Raw genomic sequence first — 17,775 nt, 5'->3', positions numbered from 1 at the left:
AACAAGGCCGCCGCACCACGAGGGTGCGGCGGCCTTGTTTCACGTGAAACACGCGACGTGCTCGGCGTCAGCCTCCGGTCGGACCCTCGAAGATCCCGCCGCCGTTGCCGTTGTGGCCGTTCCCGTTTCCGTTTCCGTTGCCGCCGTTCGCGTCGCCCGTGGGCGGTGGTGACTCACCGCCCGGGCCGCCGATGACGCCGCCGTTGTCGTCCCCGCCCTCGGAGGCTCCGCCGTCGTCCTCACACCGCGGGTCCGAGTCCTTGCAGGTCTCGGTCGGGTCGGGGGAGTTCGTCGTAGGAGGCGCGGAGGACTTCGTCTCCGTGGGAGTGGGCGACGGGGAGTCGCTCGGCTCCTCTTCCTCCTCGATCTGCGTGGGCGAAGGCACGACGGGCTGGCCGACGATCTTGCCGATGGGCTGCGGCGGCGGGAAGTTGATCACGCGCTTGCCCTTGAGCGCGGCTGCCATGTAGTCCTGCCAGATCTCCGCGGGGAACGAGGCACCGTGGATCTTCTCCTGGCCGCCCGTGCCGAACATCTCCAGGAACTGGCGCTTCTTGTTGGACTCGTCGTCGTCCATCCGGTACATGCTGATCGCCGTGGACAGCTGGGGGGTGTAGCCGACGAACCAGGCGGACTTGTTGCCGTCGGTCGTACCGGTCTTGCCCGCCACCTGGCGGCCGGGCAGCTTGGCGGAGGTGCCCGTGCCCTTCTCGACGACGGTTCGCAGGACGTCCGTGACGTTGTCCGCGACCTCGGGGTCGAAGGCGGACTTGGTGTCGGTCTTGTGGCGGTAGACCGACTGGCCCTCCTTCTCGATCTCCTTCACCGAGAAGGGGTCGTTCTGCTTGCCGCTGGCTGCGAACGTGGCGTACGCGCCGGCCATCCGGATCGCGCTCGGGGACGACGTGCCGAGGGAGAAGGACGGATAGGTGGCGCCCGCCATGGAGTTGTCGTCCCGCAGGCCCGCGTCTATGGCCGCGGCCTTCACCTTGTCGAGCCCGACGTCCATGCCGAGCTGGACGTAGGCGGAGTTGACCGACTCCCGCATCGCCTCACGCAGGTCGATCTTGTACGACGGCGGGTTGTAGGACTGCTGGCCGTCGTTGGTCTGCAGCCACTCCTTGCCGTCCTTGTCCGTCCAGACCGTGCCGTTGTAGTTCTCGATCTTGAGCTTGTTCTTGCCGCTGTACAGGCTCTTCGGGTTGATGATGGTGCGCTCGGCATCGGTCTGCTGCGCGCCACCGCTCTTGTTCCGGATGCCGTTCTTGAAGGCCGCCGCCAGCACGAAGGGCTTGTACGTGGAGCCGACCTGGGCACCCGTCGTGTCGGCGTTGTTGGTGAAGTGCTTGGTCGCGTCCTCACCGCCGTAGATGGCCTCGATCGCACCGGTCCCGGGGTTGACCGAAGCACCACCGAACTGGACGTGCTTGTCCTTGTCCGGACGCAGCTTGGGCTTGATGTTCTCCTTGCGGACCTTCTTCACGGCCTTCTCGAGCTCCGTGACCTTCTTCTTGTCGAAGGTCGTGTGGATCTCGTAGCCGCCCTGGTCCAGCTCCCGGGCGGAGATGTTGGTGTTGTTGACGACGTACGCCTTGGCGAGCGAGACGAGGTAGCCGATCTGGCCGCTCAGCTTGACGTTCGAGCGCGGGTTCTGGGGCTGCGGGAACTTGGTGTACTTGGCCCGGTCGGCGGCGTCCATGCTGCCGTCCTTGACCTCCTCGTCGAGGATCCACGCCCAGCGCTTCTTGGCGCGCTCCGTGTTCTCCTTCGGGCCGGCCGCGGGGTCGATCTCGGGGTAGCCCGCCGGGTCGTAGTAGGTGGCGCCCTTGAGGACCGTGGCGAGCAGGGCGCACTCGCTCGGGTTCAGCTCGCTCGCCTCCTTGCCGAAGTAGGCGCGCGCGGCTGCCTGGATGCCGTAGGCGTTGCGGCCGTAGTAGGCGGTGTTGAGGTACCCCGCCATGATGTCTTCCTTGCTGACGGTCCGGCCGACCTTTATGGAGATGAACAGCTCCTTGAACTTCCGGCTGAACGTCTGCGACTGGTCGTCGAGCCGGGCGTTCTTCACGTACTGCTGCGTGATGGTCGAGCCGCCCTGGGTCTGGCCGCCCTTGGCCATGTTCACCACGGCGCGGGCGATACCCATCGGGTCGACGCCCTTGTCCTTGTAGAACGTCTTGTTCTCCGCCGAGATGACGGCGTTGCGCATCGCCTCGGGGATGTCCTCGTACTTGATGATCTGGCGGTTGGTCTCACCGCCGGTCGCGACCATCTGCGAGCCGTCGGCCCAGTAGTAGACGTTGTTCTGGGCCTTGGCCGCGTTGGCGACCTCAGGGACCTCGACGAGCGCGTACGCGATGCCCGCGACCGCCACCAGGCTGCCGAAGAAGCCGATGATCAAGCCCGTGATCAGCCGCCACGACGGGATCCAGCGCCGCGGCCCGCTCCGGCCCGCGCGCGGATAGTCGATGAAGCGCTTCTTGGGCGGGCCGTAGCCCCGCCCGCGGCCGCGTCCGCCGCTCTCCGGAGGCCGACGTCGGCCTCCGCCCACGGAGCCATTGCGGGCGGCGCGCCTGGCCTCCGCGCGCCCCCCGTAAGGTCGGTCCTCGTCCTCGGCGGCGCCGGACCCGTACGACGACGAAGGTCCGTACGACGAAGGCGGCGATCCAGTGGCGCCTCGCGGTGCTGCACGACGACCGGACGGCGCGCCGGACGCGCCCCGCCTGGTCGCGGCGCGTCCGCCGCCCTGCGGCGGCTTGCGACGGTGCTCGCTCATCGAACGACTACTCCTCGGGCAGGCGCGGTGATCCGCACCTGGAAACGGCAGCTGGTTTCCGGTCCCCCCGACGTGCGAACGAGTCCGTTCCGGCACTCATCCGCACGGCACCGGGACAGTAACGCCATCCCACGTCACTTGGTTCCCGGCGGTATGCATGGCGCACAGACTACGCACCGTCAAAACCCTCTTAGCGCTGAAGTTCACCCCAAATCAGGCAAGTTACTTCCTACGAATCGGTGATGTGACGCCGTTCACCGTCCCCCCTCTTGTCGCAGCAGGCACCTCGTTCTATCGTCGTGATGTATCGAGCCGATACATCAGCTCGGCATAAAGGGCCGTGTGAGGCAGACCGGGACAGACAGGAGGAGACCATGAGCAGGCGCTCCGGCATCCTCGAGTTCGCTGTGCTCGGCCTGCTCCGCGAGTCCCCGATGCACGGCTATGAGCTGCGCAAACGGCTCAATACCTCACTGGGTGTGTTCCGCGCCTTCAGCTATGGGTCGCTGTACCCCTGCCTGAAGACACTGGTCGCCAACGGCTGGTTGATCGAGGAGTCGGGCACCGCCACCGCAGAGGCCCTGGCGGCTCCGCTCGCCGGGCGCCGCGCCAAGATCGTCTACCGGCTGACCGCGGAAGGTAAGGAACACTTCGAGGAACTGCTCTCGCAGACCGGCCCCGACGCGTACGAGGACGAGCACTTCGCCGCCCGCTTCGCCTTCTTCGGCCAGACCTCGCGGGACGTGCGGATGCGGGTGCTCGAGGGCCGCCGCAGCCGCCTGGAGGAGCGCCTGGAGAAGATGCGCGCCTCCTTGGCCCGCACCCGGGAGCGCCTCGACGACTACACGCTTGAGCTGCAGCGCCACGGTATGGAGTCCGTGGAGCGCGAAGTGCGCTGGCTGAACGAGCTCATCGAGAGCGAGCGCGCGGGACGCGACCAGCAACGGTCCGGTCCCGAGGGCTCCGCTCAGCAGAACAGCACATCTGGGGAGTCGGACGTCCTGCCCCGGCGGCGGGGGGAAAACCCGCCGCCGGATGCGTCCGGCGACACCGCCAAGTGACACCCCGCACTCGCGGGGTGCCATCCGGAATACCGAGATCACACAGGGAGCAACCGGAATGGGTTCGGTTCGCGTAGCCATCGTCGGCGTGGGCAACTGCGCCGCCTCGCTGGTCCAGGGCGTCGAGTACTACAAGGACGCCGACCCGGACAGCAAGGTCCCGGGCCTGATGCACGTCCAGTTCGGCGACTACCACGTCGGTGACGTCGAGTTCGTCGCCGCCTTCGACGTCGACGCGAAGAAGGTCGGCCTCGACCTCGCGGACGCGATCGGTGCCAGCGAGAACAACACCATCAAGATCTGCGACGTGCCGAACTCCGGCGTCCAGGTCCAGCGCGGCCACACCTACGACGGCCTGGGCAAGTACTACCGCCAGACCATCGAGGAGTCCGCCGAGGCCCCGGTCGACGTCGTCCAGGTCCTCAAGGACCGCAAGGTCGACGTCCTGGTCTGCTACCTGCCGGTCGGCTCCGAGGACGCGGCGAAGTTCTACGCCCAGTGCGCCATCGACGCCAAGGTCGCCTTCGTCAACGCCCTCCCGGTCTTCATCGCCGGCACCAAGGAGTGGGCGGACAAGTTCACCGAGGCGGGCGTCCCGATCGTCGGCGACGACATCAAGTCGCAGGTCGGCGCCACCATCACGCACCGCGTGATGGCCAAGCTGTTCGAGGACCGCGGTGTCCGTCTTGAGCGCACCATGCAGCTCAACGTCGGCGGCAACATGGACTTCAAGAACATGCTGGAGCGCGACCGCCTCGAGTCCAAGAAGATCTCGAAGACGCAGGCCGTCACCTCGCAGATCCCGGACCGCGAGCTGGGCGAGAAGAACGTCCACATCGGCCCGTCGGACTACGTGGCGTGGCTCGACGACCGCAAGTGGGCGTACGTCCGCCTCGAGGGCCGCGCCTTCGGCGACGTCCCGCTGAACCTGGAGTACAAGCTCGAGGTCTGGGACTCCCCGAACTCGGCGGGTGTCATCATCGACGCCCTGCGCGCCGCGAAGATCGCCAAGGACCGCGGCATCGGCGGCCCGATCCTGTCGGCGTCCTCGTACTTCATGAAGTCCCCGCCGGTGCAGTACTTCGACGACGAGGCCTACGCGAACGTCGAGAAGTTCATCAAGGGCGAGGTCGAGCGCTGACCGCGCTGAACAGCTGACCTGCCAAGGGTCCCCGGGTCGTCGGCCCGGGGACCCTTCTCGTATGTGAGGCTGTGCGGCATGGCTGTGGTCGGTGACCTGCGCGTTCTGCTGCGCCTTCGGGACTTCCGGCGGCTGCTCGCCGTGCGCCTCCTCTCCCAGGGCGCGGACGGCGTCTACCAGGTCGCGCTCGCCACGTACGTGGTCTTCGCGCCGGAGAAACAGGCCTCTCCCACGGCGATTGCCTCCGCGATGGCGGTGCTGCTCCTGCCGTACTCGCTCGTCGGCCCGTTCGCGGGCGTTCTGCTCGACCGCTGGCGGCGCCGCCAAGTCCTCGTGTACGGCAACGTCCTGCGGGCCGCCCTGGCGTCCCTGACGGCCGTCCTGATGCTCGGTGACGCGCCGGACTGGCTGTTCTACGCCTCCGCGCTGTGCGTCACCGCCGTCAACCGCTTCGTCCTGGCGGGGCTCTCGGCGGCGCTGCCGCGCGTCGTGGACGCCGACCGCCTGGTCATGGCCAACTCCCTGTCGCCGACCGCCGGAACGCTCGCGGCGACGGCGGGCGGAGGCCTCGCCTTCCTCGTCCGCATCGTCGCCGCCGACTCGGACGCGGCCGTCGTCCTCCTCGGAGCCGCGCTCTACCTGTGCTCGGCGCTCGCCTCCCTGCGCATGCCGCGGGAGCTGCTCGGGCCCGACAGGGAGTTGGTGCGGCCAGGACTGGCGGTGGCGCTCGCCGGCACCGCACGCGGGCTACTGGCGGGCGTACGCCACCTCGCCGAGCGCCGTACGGCCGCCCACGCCCTGGTCTCGATGACCCTGATGCGGTTCTGCTTCGGCGCCCTGACGGTCATGGTCCTGATGCTGTGCCGGTACGCGTGGTCGTCGTCGGAGGACGACGGGCTCGCCCTGCTCGGGATCGCCGTGGTGTTCTCCGGCGCGGGATTCTTCGCGGCCGCGGTGATGACCCCATGGGCCGTCGGGCGGCTCGGCGCGCGGGGCTGGATGGTCGTCTGCGCGGCCGCCGCCGCGGTGCTCGGCCCCGCGCTCCTGCTGCCCTTCGCGCCGGGCCCGATACTCGTCGCCGCCTTCGTCATCGGGCTCACCACCCAGGGCGCGAAGATCGCCACGGACACGGTCGTGCAGTCGGCGGCTGACGACGGCTTCCGCGGCCGGATCTTCTCCCTGTACGACGTGCTCTTCAACGTCGCCTTCGTCGGGGCGGCGGGTGTGGCGGCGCTGATGCTGCCCCCGGACGGCAAATCGGCCCTGTTGGTTGCCTCGGTGGCACTGGTCTACGCGGCAATTGCTGGCGCTATGACCAGGTTTGACGCCCAGTAAGTGTCACATCAATGCCACAGAGCCCTGCGGAGGTTCATCACGCCCGCGCGAGCCGGATAGCTTACGGAGGTCTTTCGCGCCCTCGCGCTCCCATCTCTTCGTCCTGCTCTCTTCTAGGGGGATCCCCGTGTCCACTCCGCCGCCCCAGGGCCAGAACCCATTCGCCCAGGGCCAGCAGCCCTACGGTCAGCCGCAGGGCCCGGGCGCTCCGCAGCCCCAGGGCGCGGCCCCGTACGGCCAGACGCCCCCGCCGTACCCGCAGCACCCGGGTGCCGCACCGCAGCAGGGCGTCCCCTTCTACCAGGGCGGCCCGGACCCGGTGGCTCCGCGCAAGAGCAAGAAGAAGTTCATATTCATCGGGGTGGCGGTCGTCGCTGTCCTCGCCCTCGGCGGCGCGGCCGTCCTCGCGGGCCAGGACGAGGCCTCCGCGGCCGAGGTCGGCGACTGCATGAGCATCGGCAACCCGACGAGCTCCACGGACCCGGACCTGAAGATCGTGGACTGCGGCGACAAGAAGGCCAAGTACAAGGTCATGGAGAAGAAGGACAGCGGAACCTGCGACCGCACCAAGTACGCCGAGTACCGCGAGACGGGCAGCGGCGATGACTTCACCCTCTGCCTGAAGCCGTACGTACCGTCAGGCTCGTCGTCGAAGTAGCGCTGGTCGTGCCGCGAGGCTGACCCTGCACCTCTGTCGAGGACCGTGCCTGCCGAGGGGCCATGTTTCACGTGAAACATGGCCCCTCGGCACAGGCAGTCCCGATCTGTAGGACCTACGGCAAGCAGCCGGGGCGCGGTGTTTCACGTGAAACCCCGCGCCCCGGCTGCTTGCCAGCCCTGTGACAGCTGACCGCTATGCGCCAGTTACCCGCTATGTGTCAGCTGTCCGCATTCTGTGCGGCCCACCACTCCTTGAGCGCCGCGGCCGCCGCGTCCCGCTCCGTCGGGCCGTTCTCCAGGCGCAGCTCCAGCAGGAACTTGTAGGCCTGGCCGATCACCGGGCCCGGGCCCACGCCCAGGATCTCCATGATCTCGTTGCCGTCGAGGTCGGGGCGGATCGCGTCCAGCTCCTCCTGCTCCTGCAGGCGGGCGATGCGCTCCTCCAGGCCGTCGTAGGCCCGCGACAGCGCGTTGGCCTTGCGCTTGTTTCGGGTCGTGCAGTCGGAGCGGGTCAGCTTGTGCAGGCGCTCGAGGAGCGGGCCCGCGTCGCGTACGTAGCGGCGCACGGCGGAGTCCGTCCACTCGCCCGTGCCGTAGCCGTGGAAGCGCAGGTGCAGCTCCACCAGCCGCGAGACGTCCTTGACGAGCTCGTTGGAGTACTTGAGAGCCGTCATCCGCTTCTTGGTCATCTTGGCGCCCACCACCTCGTGGTGGTGGAAGGAGACCCGGCCGTCGTTCTCGAAGCGGCGCGTCTTCGGCTTGCCGATGTCGTGCAGCAGCGCGGCGAGCCGCAGCCTGAGGTCCGGGCCGTCCGTCTCCAGGGCCATCGCCTGCTCAAGGACGATCAAGGTGTGGTCGTAGACGTCCTTGTGCCGGTGGTGCTCGTCGCGCTCCAGGCGCAGCGCCGGAAGCTCCGGCAGCACGTGGGCCGCGAGGCCGGTGTCCACCAGGAGGGCGAGGCCCTTGCGGGGGTGCGCGGCCAGGATCAGCTTGTTCAACTCGTCACGGACCCGCTCGGCGGACACGATCTCGATGCGCTCGGCCATCGCCGTCATCGCGGCGACGACGTCCGGGGCCACGTCGAAGTCCAGCTGCGCGGCGAAGCGCGCGGCCCGCATCATCCGCAGCGGGTCGTCCGAGAAGGACTCCTCAGGGGTGCCAGGGGTACGCAGGACCCGCTCCGCGAGGTCGTCGAGACCTCCGTGCGGGTCGATGAACTCCTTCTCCGGGAGCGCCACGGCCATGGCGTTCACGGTGAAGTCGCGGCGAACGAGGTCTTCCTCGATGGAGTCGCCGTACGACACCTCGGGCTTGCGGGAGGTCCTGTCGTACGCCTCCGATCGATATGTCGTCACCTCGATCTCGAAGCGCTGCTCGACGCCGTCCACACGGGCGTCCTTCTGGCAGCCCACCGTGCCGAAGGCGATCCCGACCTCCCACACCGCGTCCGCCCACGGACGGACGATCTTGAGTACGTCCTCGGGGCGGGCGTCCGTGGTGAAGTCCAGGTCGTTGCCGAGCCTGCCGAGGAGGGCGTCCCGGACCGAACCGCCGACCAGGGCGAGCGAGAACCCGGCCTCCTGGAATCGGCGGGCGAGGTCGTCTGCGACAGGGGACACGCGCAGCAGCTCGCTCACGGCACGCTGCTGCACCTGACTCAGGGCACGGGGGTTGTCTTCGTTGGCGTTCGGCACAACAGAAAAGGGTACGTGCCCCGGCGCCCCGCGGCCGCCTCGATTTCCCCGGCCTCCACGAAGGCCGTCCACAGCGCTCACCTCGGCCCTTGCGGCCCACCGCGCGCGGTCTTCCGATCTTGTGGAGCGGTCCGCGGCACTCAGGCCCGGCGCGCCTCGTTACCATGCGTGGACGCAGCATCCGACAACCACCGACACAGCTGACGACGACGAGGGACGGGCAACGCGTGGCCGAGGCGGCAGACTTCCCGGGGACCAACCCCTCACCTGCCCGCCGGTGGCTCCGGCGCACAGCGGCACTGCTGGCCGGAGCACCCCTGCTGGCCGGTCTGCTCCAGGTGCCCGCGGGCTCCGCCGCGCTCGCCGCCACACCGGACGTGAAGACCGCGGCCACGGGCTCGAAGAGCGCCGCCAACGGCGTGCGGACGGGCCTCAAAGCCGCCGCCACGGGCTCACGGACCGTCGACGTCTCCCTGGACGCCCTGACGCCCAGCGCGCCCCGCAAGGGCGACACCATCACCGTCTCCGGCACGGTCACGAACGACGGCCGCCAGCCGGTGACCGCGGCGCAGGTCGGTCTGCGCGTCGCGCCGCCCCTCGGCGGCCGCACCGCGATCGACACCGCCGCGCAGCGCAAGGGGTTCCAGCCGGGTGCCGACGGCACCGAGGTCGGCGGCAAGTACGTCAAGAAGTTCGCCAAGCTCGCCCCGGGCGTCCCGCAGCGCTTCAGCATCTCCGTGCCCGTCAGCGCCCTCGACCTCGGCATGAACGGCGTCTACCAGCTCGGTGTGGCGCTGACGGGCCAGACGGCGGCCCAGCCGTACCCGCAGGTACTCGGCATCGAGCGGACGTTCCTGCCGTGGCAGGACGGCTCCGCGGACACGAAGACGAAGACCACGTACCTGTGGCCGCTCATCTCCACCACGCACCTCACCGCGCGGACGCGCTCCGACGAGCAGCAGACGCCCGTCTTCAAGAACGAGGACCTCGCCAAGGAGATCCAGCCGGGCGGCCGCCTGGAGCAGCTGGTGACGCTCGGCGAGGAGCTCGACGTCACCTGGGTCATCGACCCGGACCTGCTGGTGTCCGTCGAGGCGATGACGGACAAGTACGACGTCGAGGGGCCGGACGGCACGACGGTTCCGGGCCGCTACCAGTCGGTCGCGGAGCAGTGGCTCGCCGAGCTCCAGAAGACGGTCAAGGGCAAGAAGGTCGTCGCGCTGCCCTTCGCCGACCCCGACCTCGCCTCGCTCGCCCACACCGGCAAGGCGGTCTCCGGCTCGCTCGGACACCTCAAGGAGGCCACCGAGGTCGGTGCCAAGGCCGTGCGCGGCATCCTCTTCGTGAAGCCGACGTCCGACTTCGCCTGGCCCGCCGACGGCGCCATCGACCCGTCCGTCGTCGACGTCGCCACGTCGGCGGGCGCCCACCGCGTGATCGCCCGCAGCGACAGCCTGCGCGAGACCCACGGCCTGCCGTACACGCCCAACGCGGCCCGGCCCATCGGCGGCGGCACCACCGCCGTGGTCGCCGACGCCCGGCTCTCCACGGCCTTCCAGGGCGACATGACGCAGGCCGAGAACTCCACCCTCGCGGTCCAGGAGTTCCTCGCCCAGAGCCTCATGATCACGCTGCAGGACGACAAGCAGCGCAACATCGTCGTCGCCCCGCAGCGCACCCCCACCACGAGCCAGGCCCAGGCGATGGCCAAGGCGCTGACCGCGCTCGACGACGAGCGCTGGTCGCAGCCGCAGGACCTGACCGCGGCTGCGAAGGCCAAGCCGGATCCGTCCGCCACCACCCAGGTGCCGTCGGCCGCCGCCTATCCGTCCTCGCTCCGCAAGCAGGAGCTGCCCAAGTCGGCGTTCGAGGAGATCCGGGGCACCCAGGACAAGCTCGACGTCTTCAAGATGGTCCTGTCCAAGCCGGACCGGGTGATCACGCCCTTCGGGCGGGCCATGGACCGCGAGATGTCCACGTCGTGGCGCGGGCGCGCGGATGCGGCGCAGGGCTACCGCAAGAGCGTGCAGGGCTATCTGACCAGCCTCATGCGCCAGGTCTCGCTGATCAAGAAGTCCGACGCGAAGCTGTCTGGCCGCAGCGCGACGATCCCGGTGACGGTGCAGAACAACCTCGTCCAGGGCGTCGACCACCTCAGGCTCCGGCTGACGTCGACGAACCCCACGCGTCTGAAGATCGGCGACGGCCTCTACGAGGAGCAGCCGGTCAGGATCACGGGTGGCGGACACACCCAGTCGGTGAAGTTCACCACCACGGCCAACGCCAACGGTCCGGTCCAGGTGTACGCCCAGCTCTACACCGAGGACAACCAGCCGTACGGCGAGGCCGTGTACTTCGACGTCAACATCACCGAGGTCACCCCCACGGTGATGCTGGTCATCGCGGGCGGCGTCCTGCTGCTCGTCCTCGCTGGCTTCCGCATGTACACCCAGCGCAAGCGCGCGGCGCGAAAGCGGGCCGAGGCGGGCCCTGACGGAGGCCCCGACGGCGACGGCGACGCCACGGACGGCCCCACGCCCGACACGGGACCCGACGCGGGTGAACCCGAGCAGCCGAGTGACCCGACCCCGGACACCGCTCCGGAAAGCACCGAGCCGTCGCACACGGGTGAGAGAGTGGACCGTTGAGCGATGTCGTGGCCGGTGGGCCCGGGGACCATGAGGTGGGGTAAACCATGAACGCGCCGTACGACGGTGAGCGCGGCCAGGGCGCGGGCGGCTCCGGCGCTGCCGGGGGCCCGCCGCCAGGGCCCCATGAGGACGGCCAGGTGCCACCGCAGCAGGCGCCCGACGCCTACCTCCAGGACGCCTACGCGCAGGACCCCTACCGCGCTCAGGACCTCTCGGCCCAGGACCCGGTGGCCGAGGCGCTCTACGACCGTGCCGCGCACCCCCCGCCCCCGCCGGGCACGTACCAGGACCCCCAGCAGCTCTACGCCCAGCCGCCGTCGCCCCAGCACGCCCCGGACCCCCGTGTATGGGCCCAGACGCCGCCCCCGGAGCCGGACGGCGCCACCCGGCACCTCCCGTACGGCGACGACCCGCGCACGACGCAGTACGTCGGCGTCGACGACCTCGTCACCCAGGCCGGCGAGGAGCGGCACCAGCCGGACGCGTTCGCCCACCTCTTCCGCGACCAGCAGGGCAGCGGCTACCCCGACCCCCGCGCCGGCGCGCACCAGCAGGACCCGCACCTGGGCGACGGCTACCAGCAGGCCCCCCGGAACCAGCAGAACCAGGCCTACCAGGCCGGTGGCTACCCCGACCAGGGCCGGCCCCAGGCCGGCTATCAGCAGCAGCACGCCGGATACCAGGACCAGCAGGGCGCGGCCTACCAGCAGGGCGCCGCGTACCAGGGCGGCCAGCAGGGTCAGCCCGGCCAGCAGGCAGCCGGTTACCCCGAGCAGGGCGGCGCGTACCCCTACCAGCAGCAGGGCGCGGCCCCCTACGACCAGCAGCAGGGCGGCGCGCAGTACGCGTATCCGCAGCACGACCCCCAGTACTACCCCCAGAGCGGCACCCCGTACGTGAACCACCAGAACGCCCCGTACGCCAACCAGCAGGCGGGCGGCTACTACCAGGACCCGAACCAGCAGGGCCAGCCGTACCAGGACGCGCAGCAGTACGACATCGCGCGTCCGCCCGGCGAGTCCCCCGCCGTGCCTGCCCCGGCGCAGGAACCCGCGCCCGCAGCGCCCGCGGCGAAGTCCGGCGGCCGCGCGTCCAGCCTGCTGAAGTCGAGCGCCGTGATGGCCGCGGGCACCATGGTGTCCCGGCTCACCGGCTTCGTCCGCTCCGCCATGATCGTCTCGGCGCTCGGCATCGGTCTGCTCGGCGACACCTTCCAGGTCGCCTACCAGCTGCCGACGATGATCTACATCCTCACCGTGGGCGGCGGTCTGAACTCGGTCTTCGTGCCGCAGCTCGTGCGCGCCATGAAGGACGACGAGGACGGCGGCCAGGCGTACGCCAACCGCCTCCTCACGCTCGTCATGGTGGCGCTCGGCTTCCTCACCGTGGTCGGCTGGTTCGCGGCGCCCGTCCTCGTGCACCTGCTGTCGACGCCGGTCGCCAGCGACCCGGCGGCCAACGAAGTGGCGATCACCTTCGTCCGCTACTTCCTGCCGTCGATCTTCTTCATGGGCATCCACGTAGTGATGGGCCAGATCCTCAACTCGCGCGGGAAGTTCGGCGCGATGATGTGGACGCCCGTCCTGAACAACGTCGTCATCATCGCGACGCTCGGCATGTTCCTGTGGGTGTACGGCACCTCGGAGAAGTCGGGCATGCGCGTCACGTCGATCCCCGACGACGGCGTGCGCCTCCTCGGCGTCGGCGTCCTGCTCGGCATGGTCGTCCAGTCGCTCGCGATGATCCCGTACCTCCGGGAGACGGGCTTCAAGCCGCGTCTGCGCTTCGACTGGAAGGGCCAGGGCCTCGGCAAGGCCGCCATGCTCGCCAAGTGGACGATCCTCTTCGTCCTCGCCAACCAGGCCGGCGCGATCGTCGTGACCCAGCTGGGCACCGCGGCCGTCAAGCACTCCGGCATGGACGGCACCGGCTTCTCGGCCTACTCCAACGCCCAGCTCATCTGGGGGCTCCCGCAGGCCATCATCACCGTCTCGCTGATGGCCGCCCTGCTGCCCCGGCTGGCCCGCGCGGCCCACGAGGGCGACGCGGGCGCGGTCCGCGACGACATCTCCCAGGGCCTGCGCACCTCCGCCGTCGCGATCGTGCCGGTCGCCTTCAGCTTCGTCGCGCTCGGCATCCCGATGTGCACGCTCATGTTCGGCTCGTCCGGCGTCAACGGCGCCACTCGCATGGGCTACATGCTGATGGCCTTCGGCCTCGGTCTGATCCCGTACTCCGTGCAGTACGTCGTGCTCCGCGCCTTCTACGCGTACGAGGACACCCGCACCCCCTTCTACAACACCGTCATCGTGGCCGCCTTCAACGCCGCCGCCTCCGCGCTCTGCTACATGGTGCTGCCCGCCCGCTGGGCCGTAGCGGGCATGGCCGCTTCGTACGGCCTCGCCTACGCGATCGGGGTGGGCGTGGCCTGGCGACGGCTAAGCAAGCGGCTGGGGGGCGATCTGGACGGTGCGAACGTGGTCCGTACGTACGCCCGTCTCGTGATCGCCTCGGTGCCCGGTGCGATTCTCGGCGCCGCGGCCGGGTACGCGATCACCAAGGCGCTGGGACAAGGCGTCATCGGCTCACTGGCCGCGCTGGTCGTCGGCTGCGCGGTACTGTTCGGCGTCTTCTTCCTCGTCGCGCGGCGCCTGCGCATCCAGGAACTCAACTCCCTGGTCGGCACGGTACGGGGGCGCCTGGGACGCTGAGGCGCGGCAGTCCGCACAACCATCGGCGGCCACCGCGTGTCGTGCATAGCGGCGGTCTGTGGGCACAATTGGCTTTGGCGTCTGACGAAGCGCAACGGATGGGGAGGCAGGAACGACGGTGGCGGAACGGAGCACGGCTGCCGTCGACGTGGCAGACAACAGCGGCGACGAGCCGCTGACCGCGAAGGCGGAGCAGGCCACGGCCGACGGGGTGGCCCAGACCCGGGAGCGGGACACGGCGGACGACAGCGCGGCGGAGACGAAGGGGCCCTCGAGTCCGCCCGGGGCGACCACGCCCCCTGAACTGCACAGCGGCCACAAACTCGCCAGACGCTATCGCCTCGAGGAGTGCGTCACCCGTCTGGACGGTTTCAGCAGTTGGCGCGCGGTGGACGAGAAGCTCCGCCGGGCGGTGGGTGTCCACGTGCTGCCCGCCGACCATCCGCGCGGGCGCTCGGTGCTCGCCGCGGCCAGGTCCGCGGCACTCCTCGGCGACCCGCGGTTCGTGCAGGTCCTGGACGCGGTCGAGGAGAACGACCTCGTCTATGTGGTGCACGAATGGCTTCCGGACGCCACGGAGCTCACCGCTCTGCTGGCCTCCGGTCCGCTGGAGGCCCACGACGCCTACCAGCTCGTCAGCCAGGTCGCCCAGGCCATGGCCGCGGCGCACCGCGAGGGCCTCGCCCATCTGCGGCTGACCCCCGGCGCCGTGCTGCGCACCTCCTCGGGCCAGTACCGCATCCGCGGCCTCGCCGTGAACGCCGCGCTGCGCGGCATCACGTCCGAGACCCCGCAGCGCACCGACACGGAGGCCGTCGGCGCTCTCCTGTACGCCGCCCTGACCCAGCGGTGGCCGTACGAGAACGACGCGCACGGCCTGTCCGGGCTGCCCAAGGGCGTCGGCCTCATCGCGCCGGACCAGGTCCGCGCCGGTGTGCACCGAGGTCTGTCGGAGCTCTCCATGCGCGCGCTCGCCAACGACGGCGCCACCGCGTCCCGCCAGGAGCCCGCCTGCACCACGCCGGACGACCTGGTGAAGGCCGTCGGCGAGATGCCCCGCATCCGTCCGCCGGAGCCCGCCTTCACGGCGCCGCCCGAGTACCAGCGCACGACGTACCAACAGGGCACGTACGGCCGCGGCACGCAGCCTCCGGGCTCCACCCAGGTCATCCAGCCCCCGCCGCCCCCGCTGCAGAGCCGCACCGGCAAGGCCCTCAAGTGGGCCGTCTCGGCGCTGCTCATCGCCGCGCTCGGCCTGGGCAGCTGGCAGCTGGCAGACGCCCTCATGGACCAGGACAACAAGTCGGGGGACTCGGGCACGTCGCAGACGTCCGGGGACGGCGACAAGAACAAGCCCAAGCCGAGCAAGCCGATCACGATCCAGAACGTCCAGGCGAGCGGCCTGGGCGGAGAGTTCAAGAGGTCCACCGAGGGCGGCTCCGAGCTCTGGCGCACCGCGACGTACAAGGAGGGGCCGAGCCTCGCCCCGTTCAAGCCCGGTGCCGGCATCGTCTACGACCTGGGATCGGAAAAGCAGCTCTCGGACGCGTCGATCAAGCTCCTGTACGCCGGCAACCGCACGGCGATCTCGCTGCACGCAGCCGACTCGATGTCGCCCTCAGGGCCGGTCAGCTCGATGAAGAAGATCGGCTCGGGCGAAACGAGCGGTCGCTCCTTGAAGCTCAAGGCGAATTCCAAGGTGAAGACCCGGTACGTACTCCTCTGGGTGACGGCGGTTCCTTCGGTCCCGGCCGAGCAGTACCGGGATCCCGGCTTCCGGCAGGCCATCACGGGCGTCCAGTTCAAGGGCCTCAAGGGCTGAGGGCCCGCGCGGCTCGGGGTGGGGAGGGGGTTCGAGGTGGACGACGCCGTGCACGGTGAGCTGAGCGACCAGGACCTCCTGTCCCGCCACGTCGACGGCGACAAGGACGCCTTCGGCGAGCTGGTGCGCCGCCACCGCGACCGGCTGTGGGCCGTGGCCCTGCGCACCCTGGGAGACCGCGAGGAGGCCGCAGACGCCGTCCAGGACGCCCTGGTCTCCGCATACCGGGCCGCGCACACCTTCCGCGGCCAGTCCGCCGTGACGACCTGGCTGCACCGCATCACCGTGAACGCCTGCCTCGACCGGGCGCGCAAGGCCGCCTCCCGGAAGACCTCGCCGGTCGACGACGCCGAGCGCCTGGACCAGCTCCTCGAACCGCACGAGTCCGCGGCGGCACCCGTCGAGCGCGGCGATCTGCACCGGGAGCTCCTGCGGGCGCTGAACACGCTGCCGCCCGACCAGCGGGCCGCCCTCGTCCTGGTGGACATGCAGGGCTATCCCGTGGCCGAGGCCGCCCGGGTGCTCGACGTCCCCACCGGCACGGTGAAGAGTCGCTGCGCGCGGGGCAGAGCGAGACTCCTGCCCCTCCTGACCCATCTGCGGACGGAGCCACCGGGCGAGAGCGGTCCCGGTGGCCCGGGCGACGGAAAAAAGGCCGCCCCAGGAAGGAACCGGACGCAGGGGACAACCGTCCCACCGGCAGCGGACCCCCCACGTACGGGGTCGGCCCAGGACGCGGGACCCGGCGATTCAGCGGCAGTGAAGGGCGGAGGTGGGCGAGCGTGACCACGACGACGGACTCGACTGGGCACCCGGACGTCTCCGAGATCTCCGACCTCACCGAAGGGCTGCTCTCGCCGTCCCGCACCCTCGATGTGCGGCAGCACCTCGACGACTGCGCGCTCTGTACCGACGTCTACGACTCCCTCGAAGAGATCCGCGGCATGCTCGGCACGCTGCCCGGGCCCTCGCGCATGCCCGCCGATGTCGCGGAGCGCATCGACGCGGCCCTCGCTGCCGAGGCGCTCCTGGACTCCACGGTCACCGAGGACGTGGGCGCTTCCCTGTCGGCCCACGAAGCCGAGGCATCCGCCGACCGCGAGCCCGGCCTCGAACCCGGCGGCGAGCCCAGTGACGAGCCTGTCGGCGCATCCGTCACCGAGCCCGCTGCTCATGTTTCACGTGAAACATCGCCCACCGAGCCGAGCGAAGCGGCCGCTTCGTCGAGCAAGCCCACAGCCTCAACCGGTGTCGCAGCCAGCAGCGGCGGCGCTAGCCACGGCCCGTCCGGTCACTCTCGTGCGACCACCGGACCGGGTCGCGGCGGTCGTTTCCGGGGACGGCGCCGCCGCACCGCAGCTCTCGGCGCCGTCTTCACCGCTGCCGCCCTGGGCCTGGGAGCACTGCTGATTCATCCATGGGACAGCGACTCGGAGGGCTCGAAGGAGGCCTCGGCGGGCCGATCGGCCAGCGCGGACACGTTCTCCAAGGACAAGCTCAAGGAGCGCGTCAACGAGATGCTCCCCGAGCAGTCGATCGCGAGTGCCGAGACCACACCAGCGCCCAAGCCCAGCGTCGGCCCTAAGTCCAGCCCGAACCACCCGAAGAAGGGCTCCACACCGCCCGACGACTTCGTCGAGGTGCCCGCCTGTGTCGAGCGGAGTCTCGGCGGTCTGGCACCCCTGGCCGTGGACAAGGGCACCTACGAAGGCAAGAGCGCTTACCTCGTCGTCGTGGCCCATGCGTCCGACAGCACCAAGGTGTCCGCGTATATCGTCGATGCCGCCTGTGCGAACGCGTCCTCGTCGCCCAACGCCACCGGCAAGGTACTGCTCACCGAGTCCTACGCCCGGAACTGAGCGGCCCCCGGCCCGGCGGGCACGCGCGATCTCGTCCCTCTGCCCCGCGCCCGGCGCTTCCGTGTGCT

The 17,775-nt window shown here is 70.0% G+C and carries 11 protein-coding genes; 9 read left to right on the top strand and 2 right to left on the bottom strand.

Annotated elements, in window-relative coordinates:
• Positions 1-67 precede the first annotated feature (67 nt).
• On the bottom strand, positions 68-2,773 hold the full coding sequence (locus IG74_RS0116680) for a transglycosylase domain-containing protein (RefSeq protein ID WP_078868815.1): 2,706 nt from the start codon (positions 2,771-2,773) through the stop codon (positions 68-70).
• Between the two features lie 374 nt (positions 2,774-3,147).
• Between IG74_RS0116680 and IG74_RS0116675 the strand changes: the two genes are divergently transcribed.
• The 4 genes from IG74_RS0116675 (at position 3,148) to IG74_RS0116660 (ending at position 6,968) form a co-directional block, all read left to right on the top strand.
• A complete protein-coding gene (locus IG74_RS0116675; protein WP_030676894.1) occupies positions 3,148-3,834 on the top strand; it encodes a PadR family transcriptional regulator in 687 nt (228 codons plus the stop codon).
• 58 nt (positions 3,835-3,892) lie between these two features.
• Complete coding sequence (locus tag IG74_RS0116670; protein ID WP_030676891.1) at positions 3,893-4,975, top strand: inositol-3-phosphate synthase; 1,083 nt, start codon at positions 3,893-3,895, stop codon at positions 4,973-4,975.
• A gap of 78 nt (positions 4,976-5,053) precedes the next feature.
• Positions 5,054-6,310, top strand: coding sequence for an MFS transporter (locus tag IG74_RS0116665; protein WP_030676888.1), 1,257 nt, complete (start codon positions 5,054-5,056; stop codon positions 6,308-6,310).
• 127 nt (positions 6,311-6,437) lie between these two features.
• Positions 6,438-6,968 carry an LppU/SCO3897 family protein gene (locus IG74_RS0116660; protein ID WP_030676884.1) on the top strand — a complete coding sequence of 177 codons (531 nt, stop codon included), beginning with the start codon at positions 6,438-6,440 and terminating at the stop codon, positions 6,966-6,968.
• Positions 6,969-7,188: 220 nt separating this feature from the next.
• On the opposite strand, the gene IG74_RS0116655 is transcribed toward IG74_RS0116660, so the two are convergent.
• Entirely contained in the window at positions 7,189-8,664 is a 1,476-nt protein-coding gene (locus IG74_RS0116655) for a CCA tRNA nucleotidyltransferase (protein ID WP_030676881.1), read from the bottom strand.
• Between the two features lie 227 nt (positions 8,665-8,891).
• On the opposite strand from IG74_RS0116655, the gene IG74_RS0116650 reads away from it, so the two are divergent.
• From IG74_RS0116650 to IG74_RS0116630, 5 genes are all read left to right on the top strand, one after another.
• A complete protein-coding gene (locus IG74_RS0116650; RefSeq protein ID WP_030676878.1) occupies positions 8,892-11,312 on the top strand; it encodes a DUF6049 family protein in 2,421 nt (806 codons plus the stop codon).
• Between the two features lie 47 nt (positions 11,313-11,359).
• Positions 11,360-14,026, top strand: coding sequence for a murein biosynthesis integral membrane protein MurJ (gene murJ / locus IG74_RS0116645; RefSeq protein WP_030676875.1), 2,667 nt, complete (start codon positions 11,360-11,362; stop codon positions 14,024-14,026).
• A gap of 118 nt (positions 14,027-14,144) precedes the next feature.
• Positions 14,145-15,848 carry a protein kinase family protein gene (locus IG74_RS0116640; RefSeq protein WP_030676872.1) on the top strand — a complete coding sequence of 568 codons (1,704 nt, stop codon included), beginning with the start codon at positions 14,145-14,147 and terminating at the stop codon, positions 15,846-15,848.
• Between the two features lie 36 nt (positions 15,849-15,884).
• The gene (gene sigM / locus IG74_RS0116635) at positions 15,885-16,634 is read left to right on the top strand and encodes an RNA polymerase sigma factor SigM (RefSeq protein WP_030676871.1); all 750 of its coding nucleotides are present in this window, start codon (positions 15,885-15,887) and stop codon (positions 16,632-16,634) included.
• Positions 16,631-17,707, top strand: coding sequence for an anti-sigma factor family protein (locus tag IG74_RS0116630; protein WP_030676868.1), 1,077 nt, complete (start codon positions 16,631-16,633; stop codon positions 17,705-17,707). The genes sigM and IG74_RS0116630 overlap by 4 nt, the downstream gene beginning before the upstream one ends.
• Positions 17,708-17,775 lie beyond the last annotated feature (68 nt).

Source organism: Streptomyces sp. NRRL B-1347 (assembly GCF_000720325.1).
GTDB lineage: Bacteria > Actinomycetota > Actinomycetes > Streptomycetales > Streptomycetaceae > Streptomyces.
This window is presented reverse-complemented; position numbering and strand designations above follow the sequence as displayed.